This is a genomic window from Streptomyces sp. V4I8 (assembly GCF_041261225.1).
GTDB lineage: Bacteria > Actinomycetota > Actinomycetes > Streptomycetales > Streptomycetaceae > Streptomyces.
In genome coordinates this window covers 3,639,511-3,656,517 of the sequence record NZ_JBGCCN010000001.1, presented here as the reverse complement: position 1 = coordinate 3,656,517, position 17,007 = coordinate 3,639,511, and the positions used below count along the sequence as shown (strand labels likewise).

14 protein-coding genes are annotated in these 17,007 nt (G+C 70.5%); 11 read left to right on the top strand and 3 right to left on the bottom strand.

All coding sequences use genetic code 11. The features are described from left to right. The first annotated feature begins 133 nt into the window (after positions 1-133). Both ABIE67_RS16575 and ABIE67_RS16570 read left to right on the top strand, forming a co-directional pair. Entirely contained in the window at positions 134-2,230 is a 2,097-nt protein-coding gene (locus ABIE67_RS16575; protein ID WP_370268657.1) for a hypothetical protein, read from the top strand. A gap of 242 nt (positions 2,231-2,472) precedes the next feature. Beyond that, positions 2,473-3,699 (top strand): glycosyltransferase family 2 protein, encoded by a 1,227-nt coding sequence (locus ABIE67_RS16570; protein ID WP_370257862.1) that lies wholly within the window; start codon positions 2,473-2,475, stop codon positions 3,697-3,699. Here the strand turns inward: ABIE67_RS16570 and ABIE67_RS16565 are convergent. Together ABIE67_RS16565 and ABIE67_RS16560 are read right to left on the bottom strand one after the other, a co-directional pair. Further along, entirely contained in the window at positions 3,668-5,713 is a 2,046-nt protein-coding gene (locus tag ABIE67_RS16565) for a hypothetical protein (protein WP_370257860.1), read from the bottom strand. The two genes, ABIE67_RS16570 and ABIE67_RS16565, sit on opposite strands and share 32 nt — an antisense overlap. Before the next feature lie 119 nt (positions 5,714-5,832). Continuing rightward, positions 5,833-7,212: a polysaccharide pyruvyl transferase family protein gene (locus ABIE67_RS16560; protein ID WP_370257858.1), complete on the bottom strand. Its 1,380-nt coding sequence runs from the start codon at positions 7,210-7,212 to the stop codon at positions 5,833-5,835. Positions 7,213-7,466: 254 nt separating this feature from the next. On the opposite strand from ABIE67_RS16560, the gene proB reads away from it, so the two are divergent. The 5 genes from proB to ABIE67_RS16535 all read left to right on the top strand — a co-directional run bounded on the left by proB (position 7,467) and on the right by ABIE67_RS16535 (position 12,665). Continuing rightward, a complete protein-coding gene (proB, locus tag ABIE67_RS16555) occupies positions 7,467-8,573 on the top strand; it encodes a glutamate 5-kinase (RefSeq protein ID WP_370268655.1) in 1,107 nt (368 codons plus the stop codon). A 255-nt stretch (positions 8,574-8,828) separates the two neighbouring features. Then, positions 8,829-9,284, top strand: coding sequence for a hypothetical protein (locus ABIE67_RS16550; RefSeq protein WP_370268652.1), 456 nt, complete (start codon positions 8,829-8,831; stop codon positions 9,282-9,284). 128 nt (positions 9,285-9,412) lie between these two features. Further along, entirely contained in the window at positions 9,413-10,699 is a 1,287-nt protein-coding gene (locus tag ABIE67_RS16545) for a glutamate-5-semialdehyde dehydrogenase (protein ID WP_370257857.1), read from the top strand. A gap of 149 nt (positions 10,700-10,848) precedes the next feature. Next, positions 10,849-11,451: a hypothetical protein gene (locus ABIE67_RS16540; protein WP_370257855.1), complete on the top strand. Its 603-nt coding sequence runs from the start codon at positions 10,849-10,851 to the stop codon at positions 11,449-11,451. A 122-nt stretch (positions 11,452-11,573) separates the two neighbouring features. Next, complete coding sequence (locus ABIE67_RS16535; RefSeq protein ID WP_370257853.1) at positions 11,574-12,665, top strand: hypothetical protein; 1,092 nt, start codon at positions 11,574-11,576, stop codon at positions 12,663-12,665. A 174-nt stretch (positions 12,666-12,839) separates the two neighbouring features. Here ABIE67_RS16535 and ABIE67_RS16530 read toward each other — a convergent pair whose 3' ends face one another. After that, positions 12,840-13,937, bottom strand: a complete 1,098-nt coding sequence (locus ABIE67_RS16530) for a M48 family metallopeptidase (protein WP_370257851.1) — start codon at positions 13,935-13,937, stop codon at positions 12,840-12,842. Positions 13,938-14,073: 136 nt separating this feature from the next. On the opposite strand from ABIE67_RS16530, the gene ABIE67_RS16525 reads away from it, so the two are divergent. From ABIE67_RS16525 to ABIE67_RS16510, 4 genes are all read left to right on the top strand, one after another. Further along, positions 14,074-14,235, top strand: coding sequence for a hypothetical protein (locus ABIE67_RS16525; protein ID WP_370257849.1), 162 nt, complete (start codon positions 14,074-14,076; stop codon positions 14,233-14,235). A gap of 131 nt (positions 14,236-14,366) precedes the next feature. Further along, the gene (locus tag ABIE67_RS16520; RefSeq protein WP_370257846.1) at positions 14,367-14,531 is read left to right on the top strand and encodes a hypothetical protein; all 165 of its coding nucleotides are present in this window, start codon (positions 14,367-14,369) and stop codon (positions 14,529-14,531) included. 49 nt (positions 14,532-14,580) lie between these two features. Next, a complete protein-coding gene (nadD, locus tag ABIE67_RS16515) occupies positions 14,581-15,219 on the top strand; it encodes a nicotinate-nucleotide adenylyltransferase (protein WP_370257843.1) in 639 nt (212 codons plus the stop codon). A gap of 25 nt (positions 15,220-15,244) precedes the next feature. Then, entirely contained in the window at positions 15,245-16,948 is a 1,704-nt protein-coding gene (locus ABIE67_RS16510; protein ID WP_370257841.1) for a LytR C-terminal domain-containing protein, read from the top strand. The last annotated feature ends 59 nt before the right edge of the window (positions 16,949-17,007 follow it).

Genomic DNA, 17,007 nt, shown 5'->3' with positions numbered 1-17,007 from the left:
CCTTATGGAATTCAGGCCTCTGCGAATCTTCATTCACGAAGAATTCACAGAGGCCTGAGTCCTTCCCCCTTCAGACCGGCCCCTCTCCCTGAGCAGGTTCTCCGTGATATCCACCGCTATTCGCGTCGCCCGGGTGGGCAGCGCGGCCGAGCTGGCCGCGGCGGCCTTCATGATGCTGGGCTTCCCGGTACTCATGCTGGCCGCGCTCGTCCCGAGCGTTCCCGCCTTCGCGGCCGCGGCCGCCGTGACGTACCTGGCGGACCACTATCTGCACCGCAAGAGCAGCTATCTGGTCAACCGCCTGAGCAAGGTCCGGGCCGGTCTGTCGATCCGCTTCCTGATCAGACAGCTGCTGCTGATCCTGCTGCTGGCCCGGCTCGGGTTCGCGGACGACCTGATCTACTACGGCGCGATCGCCTGCTTCATAGCTTTCTACGGCCTGCAGGCCCCGCATGGCGCGCTGGTCACCTTGATCCGCAACCGCCGCCGTATGCCGGTCGCCACCCGCAACGTCGACCTCGCCTCCCGTATCCGCATCCCCGACGCCCCGCCGCGCAGGCTGCTGCACCGCTCCGCGGAGAAGATGCTGCACCTCGATCTCGCGGCCGTCGCGGGCATCCTGGTCTCGGCGGCCCTGGAGTCGGCCGTGGCCGGCTTCGTCGGCATCGGCGTCACGGTGGGCGTGGGCTGCCTGTACGTGCTGGCGCTCGTCCCGTACGTCCGCGGCTCGAAGGTCCCGCCGAACGCGGAGAAGGTCCTGGCGGCCGTCGACGACTGGCTGGCCGAGTACCGGCCCGAGACGGTGCTGTACTTCTCCGGCTCCAGGGACTCCGCGTACCAGGTCAACATGTGGCTGGAGACCATGGAGCAGCTGGACTCCAAGCCGCTGATCATCCTGCGCGAGCGGGCCATCCTGAACAACCTGGCGCCCACCACGGTTCCCGTCATCTGCGTGCCCGGCGGCGTGCACCTGATGAACCTGGACCTGTCCAGCGTGCGCGTCGCGCTGTACGCGGCGAACGTCGGCAAGAACATCCACCTGCTGCGCGTCCCCACCATGAAGCACGTCTTCATCGGCCACGGCGACAGCGACAAGCTGGCCAGCGTCAACCCGTACAGCAAGGTCTACGACGAGGTGTGGACGGCCGGCCGCGCGGGCCGCGACCGCTACGCCATCGCCGACGTCGGCGTCCGTGACGACGACATCGTCGAGGTCGGCCGCCCGCAGCTGGCGCCGATCCAGACCTGGCAGGGCGTGCCGGACGGCCCCCGCGGCGGGGCCGCTGACGGACGCTGCCCGACCGTGCTCTACGCCCCCACCTGGGAGGGCTGGGACGGCAACCCCGGCAACACCTCGATCGTGCTCGCCGGCGAGAACATCGTGCAGAAGCTGGTGCAGGCCGACCCGCCGGTCCGCGTCCTGTACAAGCCGCACCCCTTCACCGGCACCGTCAGCAAGGAGGCCGGCGCCGCGCACCGCCGGATCACCGCCCTGGTCGAGCAGGCCGCCACCGCACGCGCCACCGACCCGCGCTTCACGGCCGGCACCGCCACGCAGGCCGCCGCCAGGGCCGAGCTGGCCCGGATCGAGGCCCGCCTCGCCGAGCTGTCCGGCAAGGGCAAGGGCAACGGCAAGGGCGACGAGGCCGAGGCCACCCGCGACGGCCTGGTGGACGTCGCGAAGCACGAGGAAATCGCCCGGCTGCGCGCAGCGTGGAACGAGGCGTACTGGCGGTCCTTCCCGGTCTGGGAACACCGCGTCATCACGGGCGCCGAGCCGCGCCTGTACGACTGCTTCAACGTCTGTGACGCGATGGTCTCCGACATCTCCAGCGTCGTCTCCGACTTCATCGCCAGCGGCAAGCCCTACGCCGTCACCGACTCCGCCGAGCTGGGCGCGGAGGAATTCAAACGGCACAACACCGCGGTGCGCGCCGCGACGATCCTGTCCAACAGCGCCGCCGAGCTGGGAGGGCTGCTGGCCGCCGTACGTGACCCGGCCGCCGACCCGCTCGCCGAGGACCGCAAGGACCTCAAGCAGTACCTGCTCGGACCGGACGAGCCAAACTCCATCGACCAGTTCAACACCGCCGTCGCCAACCTCGCGATCAAGGCCGAGACGCGCAACGTCGGCCAGGAGTCACGGGCGGCGGCCGGAACCGCCGAAAGCGAGCTGGCGGCCGTGCCCGGGCAGCGGGTGTCGGCGGCCGAGGACGATGTGACGGCCTGACCTGCGAGGTCTGCCAGGCCACCCGAACCGACGGCGCGGCCCCCGAGGAGCGAATCCTCGGGGGCCGCGCCGTTTCTGGTGGGCCTCTTACGTTGCCCGATTAGCGTGATCCCATGTCAAGTTGCAAATGTGACGTGACTCACGAAAGCACCGACGTCAGGCAACCGGTTTCACCGCTCACCCGTCTATCAGGTAGCGAATGAGGCGATACGGGGGAGATATCCCATTAACGAGGGGGAAACGTGGCCGTCACGCAGCCTGATGTGACTGTGATCATCGGGGCGTACGAAGCGATGCCGTATCTGGTCGAGTGCCTGGCTTCCGTCGAGGCACAGACCATCGACCCGGAGCGCATCGAGGTCATCGCCGTCGACGACGGCTCGACGGACGGGACGGGGGAGTGCCTGGAGGAGTTCGCGGCCCGCGTCGCGATGCCGGTGACCGTGATCCGGCAGGAGAACTCCGGCGGTCCCAGCGGCCCGCGCAACGTCGGTCTGGGCAAGGCGGCGGGGCGTTACGTCTTCTTCCTGGACGCCGACGACCGGCTGGGCCCCGAGGCCCTGGAGCGCATGGTCGCGATGGCCGACAGGAACGGCACGGACGTCGTGCTCGGCCGGGTCGAGGGCGTCAACCGCACCGCGCCCAAGTCGATGTGGGGCAGGACGCTGGACCGGACGGACGTCTTCTCCTCCAACATCAAGTTCACGCTGAGCGCGCAGAAGCTGTTCCGCCGCGATTTACTGACTCGGCACCACATGCGCTTCGACGAGTCCCTGTGGACCGGCGAGGACGCGCTGTTCACGATGGAGGCCTATCTGCGGGCCGACGGCGTCTCCGTGATCGCCGACTACACCTGCTACTACCTGGTCGGCCGTGACGACGGCAAGCACGTGACGAAGAGCGGCGGTTACACCCTGCGCTTCGACTCCGCGCGCGCCCTGATGAACCTGATAGCCGAGCTCGTACCCGCCGGCGACCGGCGCGACCTGCTCATGGTCCGCCCGTTCCTCATCACCCTGCTGCCGCAGTTCGGGCCCAAGTACGCCAAGGACAGCGAGAAGGTCAGGCAGCACAAGCTGGAACTGGCGAAGCCCCTCATGGACGCCTACTGGACCCCGGACATCGCCCGCCGCCTCAAGGTCGACGAGCGGCTGCGGCTGCACCTGGTCGCCGTGCAGCGCGCCGATCTCCTGCTGCCCGTCGTGGAGTTCATCAAGGCCAAGAAGCAGGCGGCGGCCCTCCTGGAGAAGAAGGGCCGCCGGGTCTACCTCGCCTACCCGCACTTCCGGGACGCGGCGGCGGGGATCCCCGACTCCGTCTACCTCGCCGAACCGCGCGAGGCCCGCGCCTTCCCCGGATACCGGGAGGGCGGCGCGGGCTCGTTCCTGCGGCGGGCGGTACGCAAGGCGCGCCGGATGCTGAGGACGTCGGGCGGGGCTACGCCGGGTGGGCGGGCCGCCGCGGTGTGACGGACCGTCGCTGATCCGGGATCTCGGGGGTCTCCGCCGCCAGCCGCTCGGCCATCCGGGCCCGGTGCTCCAGGGCCGCCGAACACAGCGACTGCACGGCCGCGTTGAAGCGCACCTGTGACGTCGGCTCGTCCGGCCCCAGCAGATGACGCTTCAACTCCGCGCGGGCCTCGACCAGTTCGTCCCTCTCGGGGTGCCGCACCGCGTCCAGCAGCTCCGGCACCCCGGCCGCGTCCGGCGTCAGCACTGTCGCCGCGCGCACGGTCGGGAAGGCCTTGCGGAACACGTCCTCCGCGAGGCCGCTGGTGTTCGCCACGGCATACGGCTTCCCGCTCGCCAGGAAGTCGCTGATCACGCTCGACACATCGCTGATCAGCAGGTCCGCCTGGTTGTAGCAGGCGTACAGCGTGGGCCGGACATCGGTGATGACCTGGTGCTCCCACTCGGGCAGCGACGCCCAGTAGGCCTCCTCCCAGGCGGCCGTGGCCCGCGCCACCGCCTCGGCCCGCCCCGGCTCCGGCGCCGACTGCAGCAGCATCCGCTCGACCTGATCGGCACTCGCCCGCCCGGCGATCGCGGTCAGCCGGTCCAACTCCGCCGTACGAAGGGCGAGTTCACCGGTGACCTGCGGCCGCTCCCCGGTCCGCTCCCGGTTCGCCGCCCGGATCAGCTCACGGATGCGCAGATCGGCCGCCCCGGCCCGCGGATCCACCGACCCCGTGAGCGGATGCGGCTTGTACAGCAGCCGTACGCCCGGATCGGCGAGCAGCGCGCGTACGACGTTCTCGCCGGCCTCGATCACCGAGGTGTTGCCGGGGTTGCCGTCCCAGCCCTCCCAGGTCGGCGCGTACAGGACCGTCGTGCACGCTCCGGCCGGCGCGCCCTCGTACGGCAGGACGCCGTCCAGCTGCGGGCGGCCGATCTCCACCACGTCCTTGTCCTCGACACCGACCTCGGCGGAGGCGTACCGCTCGCGCGCCGCCGGACCGGCCACCCACACCTCGTCGTAGGCCTTCGCGTACGGGTTGCAGGACGACAGCTTGTCGCTCTCCCCGTGGTTGACGAAGGTGTGCTTGAGCGTGGGGATACGCAGGACCTGGGAGGTCTTGCCGGAGTTCGAGGGATGGATCAGGACCTGGAGCGAGGACTCCTCCAGACGCATCAGGGTGGAGACCTTCGGCAGGCAGAGGATCGGCACGTCGGTCGGCGCGATCTTCTGCACCATGAACCGCTCGCGCAGCACGATCAGCGGCCGCCCGTCCAGCTTCGCGAGCGGCTCCAGCCACATGTTCGCCTGATACGCCGAGGAGGCACCGCCGGAGAAGTAGAGCCCGGCCGTCGGCCGGTACTCCGCCAGCCAGGCGTCGAGCCAGTCCAGCGCCTCCCGCTCGCTCGCCGGGCGACGGCTCGGCAGCAGCCGTACGACAAGGTCGTACAGGCCGATGAGGGTCAGCCCCAGGGACAGTGCGATGCCGAGGGCCGCGCAGCGCGGGTCGTCGGTGGCCGCCGTGGTCAGCAGGCCCGCCGTGGCCGGGAGGCCGAAGACCAGCAGACGGTGGCCGGGGCGGCGCAGCAGGACCGGCGGCGCGGGGGACAGGCGCAGGGCGGAGGCGTCGATGTTGCGGGTGACCACCGGCAGCGTGCGGGTGCGGCGGACCAGCACCGAGACCGCCTGGATCAGACAGTGCAGGGCGTAGAAAGCGAGCAGACCGGCGATCAGCGGCGTGTACAGCGTCTCCCGGTGCTGCTCGCCGAGCCGCAGCAGGGCCACGACCAGCAGCAGGTCCCGCAGCACATGCCGCACGGTGATGTCCGCGTGCGACTTGGCGAACACCGACAGCATGCCGCGCTGCCAGCGGAACAGCACGCCCTCGACGGCCAGGGACACGACCGTCGCGGCGAGCAGCAGCGGGACGTGCGGGCGCAGCGCCGCCACGGCCTGGGCGCAGAAGGCGGCGGCCAGGAGAGCCGTGACGAGCGCTCTCGCCGGGATGCGGGACAGGGGTGCGGGCAACGCGGTCACTCCAAGGTCGGCGCGGGACGTCGTGCGTCCGGGTTAACGCGCGGCGGCCTGCAGACGACACGCATGTGTCCTGGGGGCCTGGAGTGACCGGGATCGCGGAATCGCCGCCCCTACCGTCCGGACTGCAGTGCCCGCCGGATCGGACCGCCCACCACGCGCCGCGCCCGGCGGTAGACGGACGCCGCCGGAAGCGCCGCCCCGCCCTTGGTGGCGCGGGACAGCTCGCGCCGCAACCGGTCGTTGTCCGTGGCGAGTTCGCCGATACGGCTCTGGAGCCAGCCGAACCGGGTGGTGAGCGAGGTGAGGTCGGCGTCGTTCCAGGGGCGGACGCCCGGAGGGAAGGCCAGCGACCTCATGCGTTCGTCGAAGGCGGCGCCGCCGTCGCCGTGCGTGAACGTGTTCTCCAGGCCGTTGCGGTCCAGGAACCCCGTGAACCGCTCGAACCGCTCCTGGTGGCCGCTCATCAGCGCGCCGAAGTCGGCCTCCTCGTACAGCGCCGCCGGGTCCAGGTCCTCGGGCAGCTTGTCGATCCGGCGGTGCGGGATGTCGAAGTAGCGGCACAGCTCCAGTGTGCGCGAGTCACCGCACAGCACGGTCGCCGGTGTGCCCGCGAGCAGCGCGGCGATGTTGCCGTGGATGCGGGAGCCGAAGGAGAAGTCGAAGGCACGCAGGTCGTCGATCCAGGTGACCGGGTCGACGTAGACGCGGACCTTGTCCTCCCGGTACATGGGGTGCTCGGGGTGCGTCGGCATCGCCGTCACCAGACCGTTCGGGTCCGACAGGTCCCGCCAGTGCAACTGCCGTGCGTCGCTGATGTTCTGGCCGATGAAGCGCAGATACGGGTAGCGGGCGTGGGCGCGGGTGATGACCCGGTCCAGGCCCTGCGACTTCACCGCGCTGTGCGAGCCGTTGACCGCGATCCGGGAGCCGGCGCCGAGGGCGGGCTCCCGCTTGGTGACGGTGAGCTCCTTGCCGTACAGGAACAGCGAGGGGCAGCCGATGACCTCGACGTCCCGGAAGCCCAGGTCCTTCAGGTACTTCTCGGTGAACTCGCCCCGGACCCCGATCGAGGCGCTGCGGTCGAGCACGGCGGAGACGAACTCGCGCACCGCGGGCTCGATGCCCTTCAGCCGTGCCGCGTTGTAGCCGAGCCCGGCCTGCGCGCCGACCCCCACCACGACCACGGGGATGCGCAGCTTGGTGATCAGCCGGGTCAGACGCTTCAACTGCGCCTCGAACGACGGCCGGAACGCGTTGGCGAGCGGGATGACGAAGGCGTCGTACTCCTCGTTGATCCGGCCCGCCGCCGAGACGTCGGTGCGGATGCCGTTCGAGACGACCTCGGTGTGCGGGGTCTCGAGGATCTTGTGCGTGGCGTCGCTGAAGATCAGGTTGCCGGAGTTGGTGGCGATGACGTCCCGGTGAAGAGCCTCCTCCACGGAAACGACGTCGTAAGGGCTCTTGCCCGAGCGGAGGAGGAGGCGTTTCACGCCGTGAACATCATGAGCATTGTGTGGCACAGCGTTCAAAATATGTTTGCCGTGTCGTTGTTTTCTATAGGCAACCGATGCAACCTTTTTGCCGTATGCGACGCGTGAGCAAACCGTTACCGCTCGCCTGTCCGGTCGGGTGTCCGTGGGCTGGAATCCCCGCGCGCCGCGCGATCCACTTCGCGTAGATTGCCGAGCAGGGAACCGGATGGACGCGAGGGGAAGAAGCACAGGTGGCAGGGGCAAGGCAGGGTGTGCGCGAGGCCCGCAGGATCGTCGTCAAGGTGGGCTCCTCGTCGCTGACCACCGCATCCGGCGGCCTGGACGCCGACCGCGTGGACGCGCTCGTCGACGTCCTCGCCAAGAGCCGCAGCGGCGGGGAGAGGGAGGTCGTCCTCGTCTCCTCCGGTGCCATCGCGGCCGGACTCGCCCCGCTGGGCCTGCGCCGCCGCCCCAAGGACCTGGCCCGCCAGCAGGCCGCCGCCAGCGTCGGCCAGGGCCTCCTCGTCGCCCGCTACACCGCCTCCTTCGCCCGCTACGGCGTCCGCGTCGGCCAGGTGCTGCTGACCAGCGACGACATGAGCCGCCGCTCCCACCACCGCAACGCCTCGCGCACCCTCGACAAGCTCCTGGCGATGGGCGCGTTCCCGATCGTCAACGAGAACGACACCGTCGCCACCGACGAGATCCGCTTCGGCGACAACGACCGCCTCGCCGCCCTGGTCGCCCACCTCGTCCGCGCCGACCTGCTGGTGCTGCTGTCCGACGTGGACGGCGTGTACGACGGCGACCCCAGCAGGCCCGGCACGTCGCGGATAGCGGAGGTGCGCGGGCCGTCCGACCTCGCCGGGATCGAGATCGGCAGCTCGGGCAAGGCCGGCGTCGGCACCGGCGGCATGGTCACCAAGGTCGAGGCGGCCCGGATCGCCGCCGCCGCCGGCATCCCGGTGGTCCTGACCAGCGCGATCCACGCGGCCGAGGCGCTGCAGGGCGGTGACACCGGCACCTACTTCCACGCCACCGGCAAGCGCTCCGCCGACCGTCTGCTGTGGCTCCAGCACGCCTCCACCCCGCAGGGCTCGCTCACGCTGGACGACGGCGCGGTACGGGCGGTCGTCGAACGCCGTACGTCGCTGCTGCCGGCCGGAATCGCCGCCGTGGAGGGCGAGTTCAGCGCGGGCGACCCCGTCGAGCTGCGCGACGGCACGGGGCGCGCGGTCGCACGCGGGCTCGTCAACTTCGACGCCAAGGAGATTCCCCAGCTGCTCGGGCGGTCGACGCGGGAGCTGGCGCGGGAGCTGGGGGCGGAGTACGAGCGCGAGGTCGTGCACCGGGACGACCTGGTGATCCTGCAGCCGTGAGCGCCGTCCGACGGTGCTGTGTCCGAGGGTGCCGTGCTTGAGGGTGGTGCGCCTGACGGCGGCGCGTCCGAGGGTGGGACGCCCGAGGGTGGGACGCCCGAAAACGGGGTGAACGCCCCGTTACAGAGGTCGCCCTGAGGTGGACGTTCCGCAAAACCGCCCCGCGAGCCGTTGCGGCCTGCTCAACTTTCTCTCAGGGACATTCCGCACGACCACCGAGTCGGTCACTGCGTAAAGGAGGCCGTCGTGAGACGAGTGCGCCCTGGGACGGCGTCCCGCAGTGCCGGTGGGGCCTCGTCCCGCGCGGCCGGTGAGGAGCGCGCCTTGACGAGCGTCGCGGCCGGCGACCGCTACGAGGAGCCCAAGGACCTGCCCCGCCTGTGGCACGTCACCCTCAGCGTCTCCGGCCCGGAGGCCCCGCTGAAGGAGGTACGGCGCGCCCTCGAACAGCTCGCCCACGACCACCCCTTTCTGCTGACCAGCAGGTACGCCAACGACCACGCCGAGATCCGCTACTGGGAAGAGGCCCGCGACCTGCACGACGCGGCCGCCGTCGCCCTGCGCCTGTGGGGCGAGCACCGGCAGAGCGCGGGGCTGCCGCCCTGGGAGATCGTCGGCCTGGAGGTCATCGACCGCGAGACCTACCACCAGCGGATCGCGGAGGGCTACGGGCCGCCGCCGGCCACCCCGGTGGGCGTCCACCCGTATTGATCGGCCTTGCGCGTAATGAGCTGCTTGGGTGCCTTGAGTGTCCTGAGCCTCTTGAGTGGTCTGTGGGGCTTGTCTCGGGGTTTGGAACGAGCGCTGGACCCGCCGCGCAGTCGCACTACCCTTCTTTCATGACCACGCTCTCGCCGTACGACTCCATGTCCCCGGTCAACCGGGCCGCCTACCGCGCCAAGTCCGCCGCCGCCGACCTCGCCCCGCTGCCGCGGGCCGAGAAGGACGACGCGCTGCTCGCCATCGCGGACGCGCTGGAGGTCCGTACGAGCGAGATCGTCGAGGCCAACGCCAGGGACATCGCCAAGGCCCGCGAGGCCGGCACCAGCGAGGCGATCATCGACCGGCTGACGCTGACGCCGGAGCGCGTGCGGGCCATCGCCTCCGATGTGCGGGACGTCGTCGCGCTGCCCGACCCCGTCGGCGAGGTGGTCCGCGGCTCGACCCTGCCCAACGGCATCGACCTGCGCCAGGTCCGCGTCCCGCTGGGCGTCGTCGGGATCATCTACGAGGCCCGCCCGAACGTCACCGTGGACGCCGCCGCCCTCTGCCTGAAGTCCGGCAACGCCGTGCTGCTGCGCGGCTCGGCCTCGGCCCACGAGTCGAACACCGCACTCGTCCGGGTGATCCGCGACGCCGTGGGCGGGGCCGGGCTGCCCGCCGACGCCGTGCAGCTGGTGCCGGGGGAGAGCCGCGAGAGCGTGCGCGAGCTGATGCGGGCCCGCGGACTGGTCGACGTGCTGATCCCGCGCGGCGGCGCCTCGCTGATCCAGACCGTCGTCACCGAGTCCATCGTCCCGGTGATCGAGACCGGCACCGGCAACTGCCACGTCTACGTCGACGCCCATGCCGACCTCGACATGGCGATCGAGATCCTGATCAACTCCAAGGCCCACCGGGTCAGCGTCTGCAACGCCGCCGAGACCCTCCTGGTCCACCAGGACATCGCCCCCGAGTTCCTGCCGCGCGCCCTGGACGCCCTCGCGGAGGCCGGGGTGACCGTGCACGCCGACGAGAGGGTGCTGGCGTACGCCAAGGACTCCAAGGCGACCGTCGTCGAGGCCACGGCCGAGGACTGGGAGACCGAGTACCTGTCCTACGACATCGCCGCCGCGGTCGTGGACTCGCTGGACAAGGCCGTCGAGCACATCCGGCTGTGGACGTCCGGTCACACCGAGGCGATCGTGACGACCTCGCAGCAGGCCGCCCGCCGCTTCACCCAGCTGGTCGACTCCACCACGGTCGCGGTGAACGCGTCGACCCGCTTCACGGACGGCGGCCAGTTCGGCTTCGGCGCGGAGATCGGCATCTCCACGCAGAAGCTGCACGCCCGCGGCCCGATGGGGCTGCCGGAGCTGACCAGCACGAAGTACATCGTCACCGGGGACGGGCACGTACGACGCTGAGGAATCCTCCCTCGGGGGGCGCGTCGGGAGGCCGGGCAGCGCGGGGCGCGCGGTCAGGGCATATGCATCCGACACGCGCCCCCCGGCTGCGTCAGTACTGCACCCGGGTGTCTCACAAGCCGGATGAATTTCCATACCGTCTGCCCAAATTGACCCCCCAGGACTACTCTGGATCCGTGCCGGAGGACGTGGGGGGCACGCCGTTCCCTGACGGCTGGGAGCCCGACGACGACCACGACCGCGGGGTGTCGGACGAAGAGTTCGCCTCCGTGGTCTTCGACGAGGCCTTCGTACAGGCGGCCGTGGTGCACGAGCCGACCGCCGTCGAGCGCCTCCTGGCCGCCGCCCAGGCGAGAGCGGAGGCCTCCGAGGCGGAGGCGCGCCGGTCGCACAGCCGGGGCGAGCGGTACGACGAGGGGTACGGCCGCGACGGCCGCGCCGCTTTCGGCCATGATCCGGAGCTGGACGATCTGGACGACCCGGACATCCTCGAGGACCGCTACGGCGCCCCCGGGACGTACGGCAAGCAGGTCCGCTGGCACCGTCCCGTCGCCTGGATGCTCGCCCTCGTCATGGGCATCGGCATGGTCGCGCTGGCCTTCACGGCGGTCTACCGGGGCGCTTCCTCGAACAGCCGGGACCAGGTTCCGCCGCCGGCCTCCACAGGGCTCGAACAGGGCAGCGGAGCGTCTCCCTCGGTGTCCGCCGACTACTCGCCCCCGGCCGCCTCGGCGACGCCGCGCACGCCCTGACCGGAACTCGACCGAGGGCCTGAGCAGTACGGAGAGCGGCCCGCCCAGCCTGGTGAGAACCTGTCAGAACTTGTCGTGTACCAGGGCGTTTACCTGACCTCTCGGCGACCTACCCTGAAAGTATGGGAGGGCCAGGAGACCCACCTGAGGGGACACCCGAGGGCGGCCCCGGAGGTGGCGAGGAAGAGTACCGATCCGTCGTCTTCGACGAGTCGTTCGTCCGTGCTGCCCGCCTCCAGGAGTTCTCCGCGCAGGAGCGCCTGGCCGACCACGCGCCCGCCGTACGCCGCCGTCCACCCATGCGCCGGGGCCTGTCCCGGCAGGCGCTGATCCTGGTCCTGTTGATCGCCGTGGCCTTCGGTACGGCGATCTACATGGGTGTACGGCACCCCTATCAGACGCCCGCGAACTCCGGGCCGCCCGCCGAACCCCTGCGGATGACCGTCATCCCGCTGGCCCCGCAGGGCAAGGTGCCCGGGGCGACCGACACGGGGTACCTGTACGCACACAGTCCCGCCGCCCAGTTCCGCATCGGCGCGGAGGGCATCCCGCTGCCGGCCGCCCGCCGTACCGCGCACTTCTCGGACAGTCAGGTGACGAACGCGCTGAGCATCGCCAAGGACTACATCGTGCGGTCCTCGCTGTATCCCGAGGTGCTGACCGGCGACGAGGTCCGTGCGGTCCGGGTGCTGCTGGACCCCGAACAACTGGACCAGTTCGACCAGAGCTTCGGGCATCCGGCCGCGGACGGGCGGCATGCGCCGACCGGGTGGCTGGTTCGCTTCGACGCCTCCCAGGCCGAGCTGGCCGACCGCAGGATCCGGGTGCAGGGCACGCTCCAGGCCGCGGAGACGGACTCCTCCACGCTGGAGGTCACCGCCGATCACACGTTCGTGTATGCCCTGCGGGCTGCGGAAGCGGAGGCCCGGGACGCGGGGGAGAAGGCGGCAGAGGCCTCGCTGTTCACCGTGCGGCGGGAGCTGCACTTCCGCTTCGACCGTGAGGACCTGCGGCTGCATCAGGCCCAGCTGGTCGTCTCCTATGTCCAGGCGGGGCCGCTGTCCTGTGCCGAGGACTCGACGAACCGGCTGCATCCGCTGCTGGCGGGGCAGACGGCCAAGGAGGGTGGGCCGGCGGGGACCGACCCGTATGCCACGGGTGGGGCCACGGCGCTGTGCGGGTCGCTGGCGGTGGGGTCGCAGCCGCGGGTGTGAGGCGGGTGGCGCGCGGCGGAGCCGCTGATTGATGCAGCCGCCCCCGCCGCCCCTACCCGTCCCATCCCTCGAAGGGGCGCTGCCCCTTCGACCCCGCCAGGGGGCTGCCGCCCCTGGACCCCCGCTATCGGCCTTCGGCCTCGTCCTCAAACGCCGGACAGGCTGAAGGACAGGTCAGCTCTCGGTGGTGCCGTCGCCCGTGTCGTCGCGCCTCGGCTCGTCCTTCGGGGGTGCGCTGGTGAAGCCGCCGAAGCCTCGTCGTACGCGGTCGCCCAGGTCTCCCGCGCCGCCGGCGATGTCCGTGACCAGCTTCATCAGGGGGTCCTTGGAGGACTTCATGTGGGTGGCGTAGTGGGAGGCCGACTCGCGGAAGGAGTCCGTGACCGACGTGTCCTTGTCCTCCGTGCGGCGCGGGTAGTGGCCGTCCATGATCCGCTGGTGGTCGCGGGACTCGGCCCACTTCTTCAGCTCGGCCGCGCGGACCGTGGTGAAGGGGTGGGAGCGGGGCAGCACGTTCAGGATCTTCAGGACGGAGTCGCGCAGGTCACCGCCCGCCTCGTACTCCTCGGCCTGCTTCAGGAACGCGTCCACGTTCATCTCGTGCAGATGGTGACCACCCGCGAGCTTCATCAAGCCGCGCATCGAGGCCTGGAGGTCCTGGCCGACGAGCAGGCCGGCCCGGTCGGCGGACAGCTCCGACTTGCGGAACCACTCCCGCAGCGCCGTCACGATCGCCATGATCGCGATGTTGCCCAGCGGGATCCAGGCGACCCGGACCGCCAGGCTGGTGAGGAAGAGGAGGATCGTGCGGTAGACCGAGTGGCCGGAGAGGGCGTGGCCCACCTCGTGGCCGACCACCGCCCGCATCTCCTCCTCGTCGAGCAGCTCCAGCAGCCCCGTCGTGACCACGATGATCGGCTCGTCCAGCCCGATGCACATCGCGTTCGGCACCGGGTCCTGGTTGACGTACATCGGCGGGACCTTCTCCAGGTCCAGGATGTAACAGGCGTCCCGCAGCATGACGTTGAGGTGCGTGAACTGCTGGTCCGACACCCGGACCGAGTCGGACAGGAACAGCAGCCTGAGGCTGCGCTCGGGGAGCAGTCCGCTCAGGGCCTTGAAGACGGTGTCGAAGCCGCTGAGCTTCCGCAGGGCCACCAGTGCCGAGCGGTCCGCCGGGTGCTCGTACGCACGCGAGGAGATCCCCGGGAAGCGCCTGCGCTGCCTGCTCGGTACGTGCTCGGGCCCGTTGTGCTCGTGGCCGTCGGACATGTCTTCCCCCATGTGCGTCTGGATGGCTCTGTGCGGCCCTTTGCGGAGCCTTGTTCCGTCCTTTGCGCCCCCGAAGCAGAGCCCAGCCTAAGCGGAGTTACCGTGGACGGGCACTACAGCGAAGGAGTTCCGCGTCATGGAGCACAACCCCGCAGCCGCCTGGCTCACCGAGGCCGCGAGCGCGGCCGAGCAGCAGGGGGCGGGGAATCTGCTCCGGGTGGTGCTGATCGTGATGGTCGTGGGCTGTGTGCTGACCGCGTGGTTCTTGTTGCGGGGCTACAGGCAGAAGGACGACTGAGCCCACGGGAAGGTTCCCCACCGTTCGGCCCGGGCGCCCCAACGGAGGAGTCGGCGTGATCCCCGTCATGGCGCCCGCTTACGATGGGCCGACATCTTTATCCCGCCCACACCCGATAGGTCACGCCGAAGATGAGCTTCCACAGCGCCGCTGCCCAGTTGGTCACCCTCGCCGCCGAGGGCGAGGAGCACGGCGGCAACCACCAAAGCATCAGCCCGTTGCTCACCGGGGGTGGCGCCTTCGTCATCCTGCTGCTCCTGCTGTGGATCACCACCCGCTTCAACCGCGACCGCTGAGTCACGGACAGGCCTGGGCCCTCAGGCGGGGCCGGTAGGGTCTGCACGCATGGGAGAGCAGGACATGCCTACCGGCCCCGGAAACGGCCCGTCGAACCCCGGCAAGCGCCGCCTCGGCGTCATGGGCGGAACGTTTGACCCGATCCACCACGGCCACCTCGTCGCGGCCAGTGAGGTCGCCGCGCAGTTCCACCTCGACGAGGTCGTGTTCGTGCCCACCGGCCAGCCGTGGCAGAAGAGCCACCGGCACGTCTCCCCGGCCGAGGACCGCTATCTGATGACGGTCATCGCCACGGCCGAGAACCCGCAGTTCTCCGTCAGCCGTATCGACATCGACCGCGGCGGCCCGACGTACACCGTGGACACACTGCGCGACCTGCGCGCGCTCAACCCCGACACCGACCTTTTCTTCATCACCGGCGCCGACGCCCTCGGCCAGATCCTGACCTGGCGGGACTCGGTGGAACTGTTCTCCCTCGCGCACTTCGTCGGGGTCACCCGGCCCGGCCACGACCTCACCGACGCCGGGCTCCCGGAGGGCGGCGTGTCGTTGGTCGAGGTTCCCGCGCTGGCCATCTCGTCCACCGATTGCCGCGCGAGAGTCGCAAAGGGCGACCCCATCTGGTATCTGGTGCCGGACGGAGTCGTGCGCTACATCGACAAGCGCGAGCTGTACCGCGGCGAGTGAGGCGAGTGAGCCGAGAGGGGCGACGGTGAACGACCGATACGACGCGGGGGCCGCAGGATACGAGGCCGACCAGTACGAACTCGTCGGCTACGACGAGTACGGACAGCCGGTCTACCGGCAGATCCCGGCGCAGCAGCAGGCGCCCCAGCACCAGTACGACCCCTACGCACAGCAGGGCTACGGCTACGACCCGTACGCGACCGGCCGGCAGCAGCCGGTCCCGCCGTACGACCCCTACGGGACCGGCGACACCGGGCAGCAGCCGCCCACGCCCTCCTACGACCCGTACGGCACCGGCACGCACCCCCAGCAGGCCGGTGCGCACTCCCCGCCGTACGACCCGTATGGGCGTACCGCCACCAGCGGACAGCAGCACCGCGTCGCCGAGCAGACCGCCTACATCCCGCAGCAGGCCGGGCCGGTCGAGGAACCGCAGGTCCAGGGCCGGGGCGACCGGGATTACCACACCGAGCAGTTCGCGTTCGTCGAGGAGCCCGACAGGGACTCCGAGGACGTCATCGACTGGCTGAAGTTCACCGAGAACCGCACCGAGCGCCGCGAGGAGGCCCGGCGACGGGCACGCGCGCGTGTGATCGCGCTCGTGGTCGTCCTGGCGGTCGTCGCGGCCGGTGGGGCCGGCTACCTCTGGTACGCGGGGAAGCTGCCCGGCCTGTCGTCGTCCGACAGCAAGGAGGGCACCGCGACGGCCGTGGGCGCCCAGAAGCGTGACGTGATCGTCGTCCATCTGCACAACACCAAGAAGGGCGGCACCTCCACGGCGCTGCTCGTCGACAACACGACCACGAATCAGGGCACCACCGTCCTCCTGCCGAACTCCCTCGCCCTGACCGGCGACGACGGCACGACCACCCTGGCCAAGTCGGTCGACGACGACGGCTCCTCCGGGACGCGCGACGCGATCGACACCGTCCTCGGCACCGAGATCCAGGGCACCTGGCGGCTGGACACCCCGTATCTGCAGAACCTCGTCGACCTGGTCGGCAACATCGAGGTCGACACCAACGCCGACGTGCCCGACCCCGACGCCAAGTCGAAGGACGCCGCACCCCTCGTCCGCAAGGGCAAGGCCCAGACCCTCAGCGGCAAGATGGCCGTCGCCTACGCCACCTACCAGGCCTCGGGCGAGGCCCAGAACGCCCAGCTGGAGCGGTTCGGGCAGGTCATGCAGGCCACGCTGCGCAAACTGACCTCGGACACCCAGGGCGCGACCGTCACCGTGCAGACGCTGGGGATGATCATCGAGCCGCCGCTGACCGACAAGGACCTCGGGGCCTTCCTCGCCAAGCTCGCCGAGCTCGCCAAGGGCGGCGACTACAAGACCGCCATGCTGCCCGTCCAGACCGACGGCACGCTCAGCGCCCAGGCGAGCGCCAGTGTCGTCAAGAACGTCCTCGGCGGCACCGCCAAGAGCCCCGACAAGGACGCCGCGGTCCGCGTGTCCATCCGCAACGCCAGCGGCGTCAAGGACAACACCGAGAAGGCCCGCGTGGTGCTGCTGAACGGCGGCTTCACCTTCCTGGAGGGCGGTACGGCGTCCGCCGAGGCCACCTCCGAGGTCGTCTACGCCGACGCCGCCGACAAGGCCAACGCCACGGAGGTCGCCAAGACCCTGGGCCTGCCCTCCGGCGCGGTCACGAAGGGTGAGGTGTCCGGGAACGCGGACGTCTCGGTGGTGCTGGGCCAGGACTACGAACCGTCGTCCTCGTAGCCCCAGCCCGCACAGAACCGCAGGCCACCCCACGTGAGCCGGTAATCACGTGGGGTGCT

What these genes read in the sequence shown, in the direction of transcription:
- ABIE67_RS16530 (WP_370257851.1), bottom strand. Translation starts at nt 13,937, where the DNA reads ATGTCCGACGGCCACGAGCACAACGGGCCCGAGCACGTACCGAGCAGG.
- ABIE67_RS16545 (WP_370257857.1), top strand. Translation starts at nt 9,413, where the DNA reads ATGACCACGCTCTCGCCGTACGACTCCATGTCCCCGGTCAACCGGGCC.
- ABIE67_RS16535 (WP_370257853.1), top strand. Translation starts at nt 11,574, where the DNA reads ATGGGAGGGCCAGGAGACCCACCTGAGGGGACACCCGAGGGCGGCCCC.
- ABIE67_RS16520 (WP_370257846.1), top strand. Translation starts at nt 14,367, where the DNA reads ATGAGCTTCCACAGCGCCGCTGCCCAGTTGGTCACCCTCGCCGCCGAG.
- nadD (WP_370257843.1), top strand. Translation starts at nt 14,581, where the DNA reads ATGGGAGAGCAGGACATGCCTACCGGCCCCGGAAACGGCCCGTCGAAC.
- ABIE67_RS16525 (WP_370257849.1), top strand. Translation starts at nt 14,074, where the DNA reads ATGGAGCACAACCCCGCAGCCGCCTGGCTCACCGAGGCCGCGAGCGCG.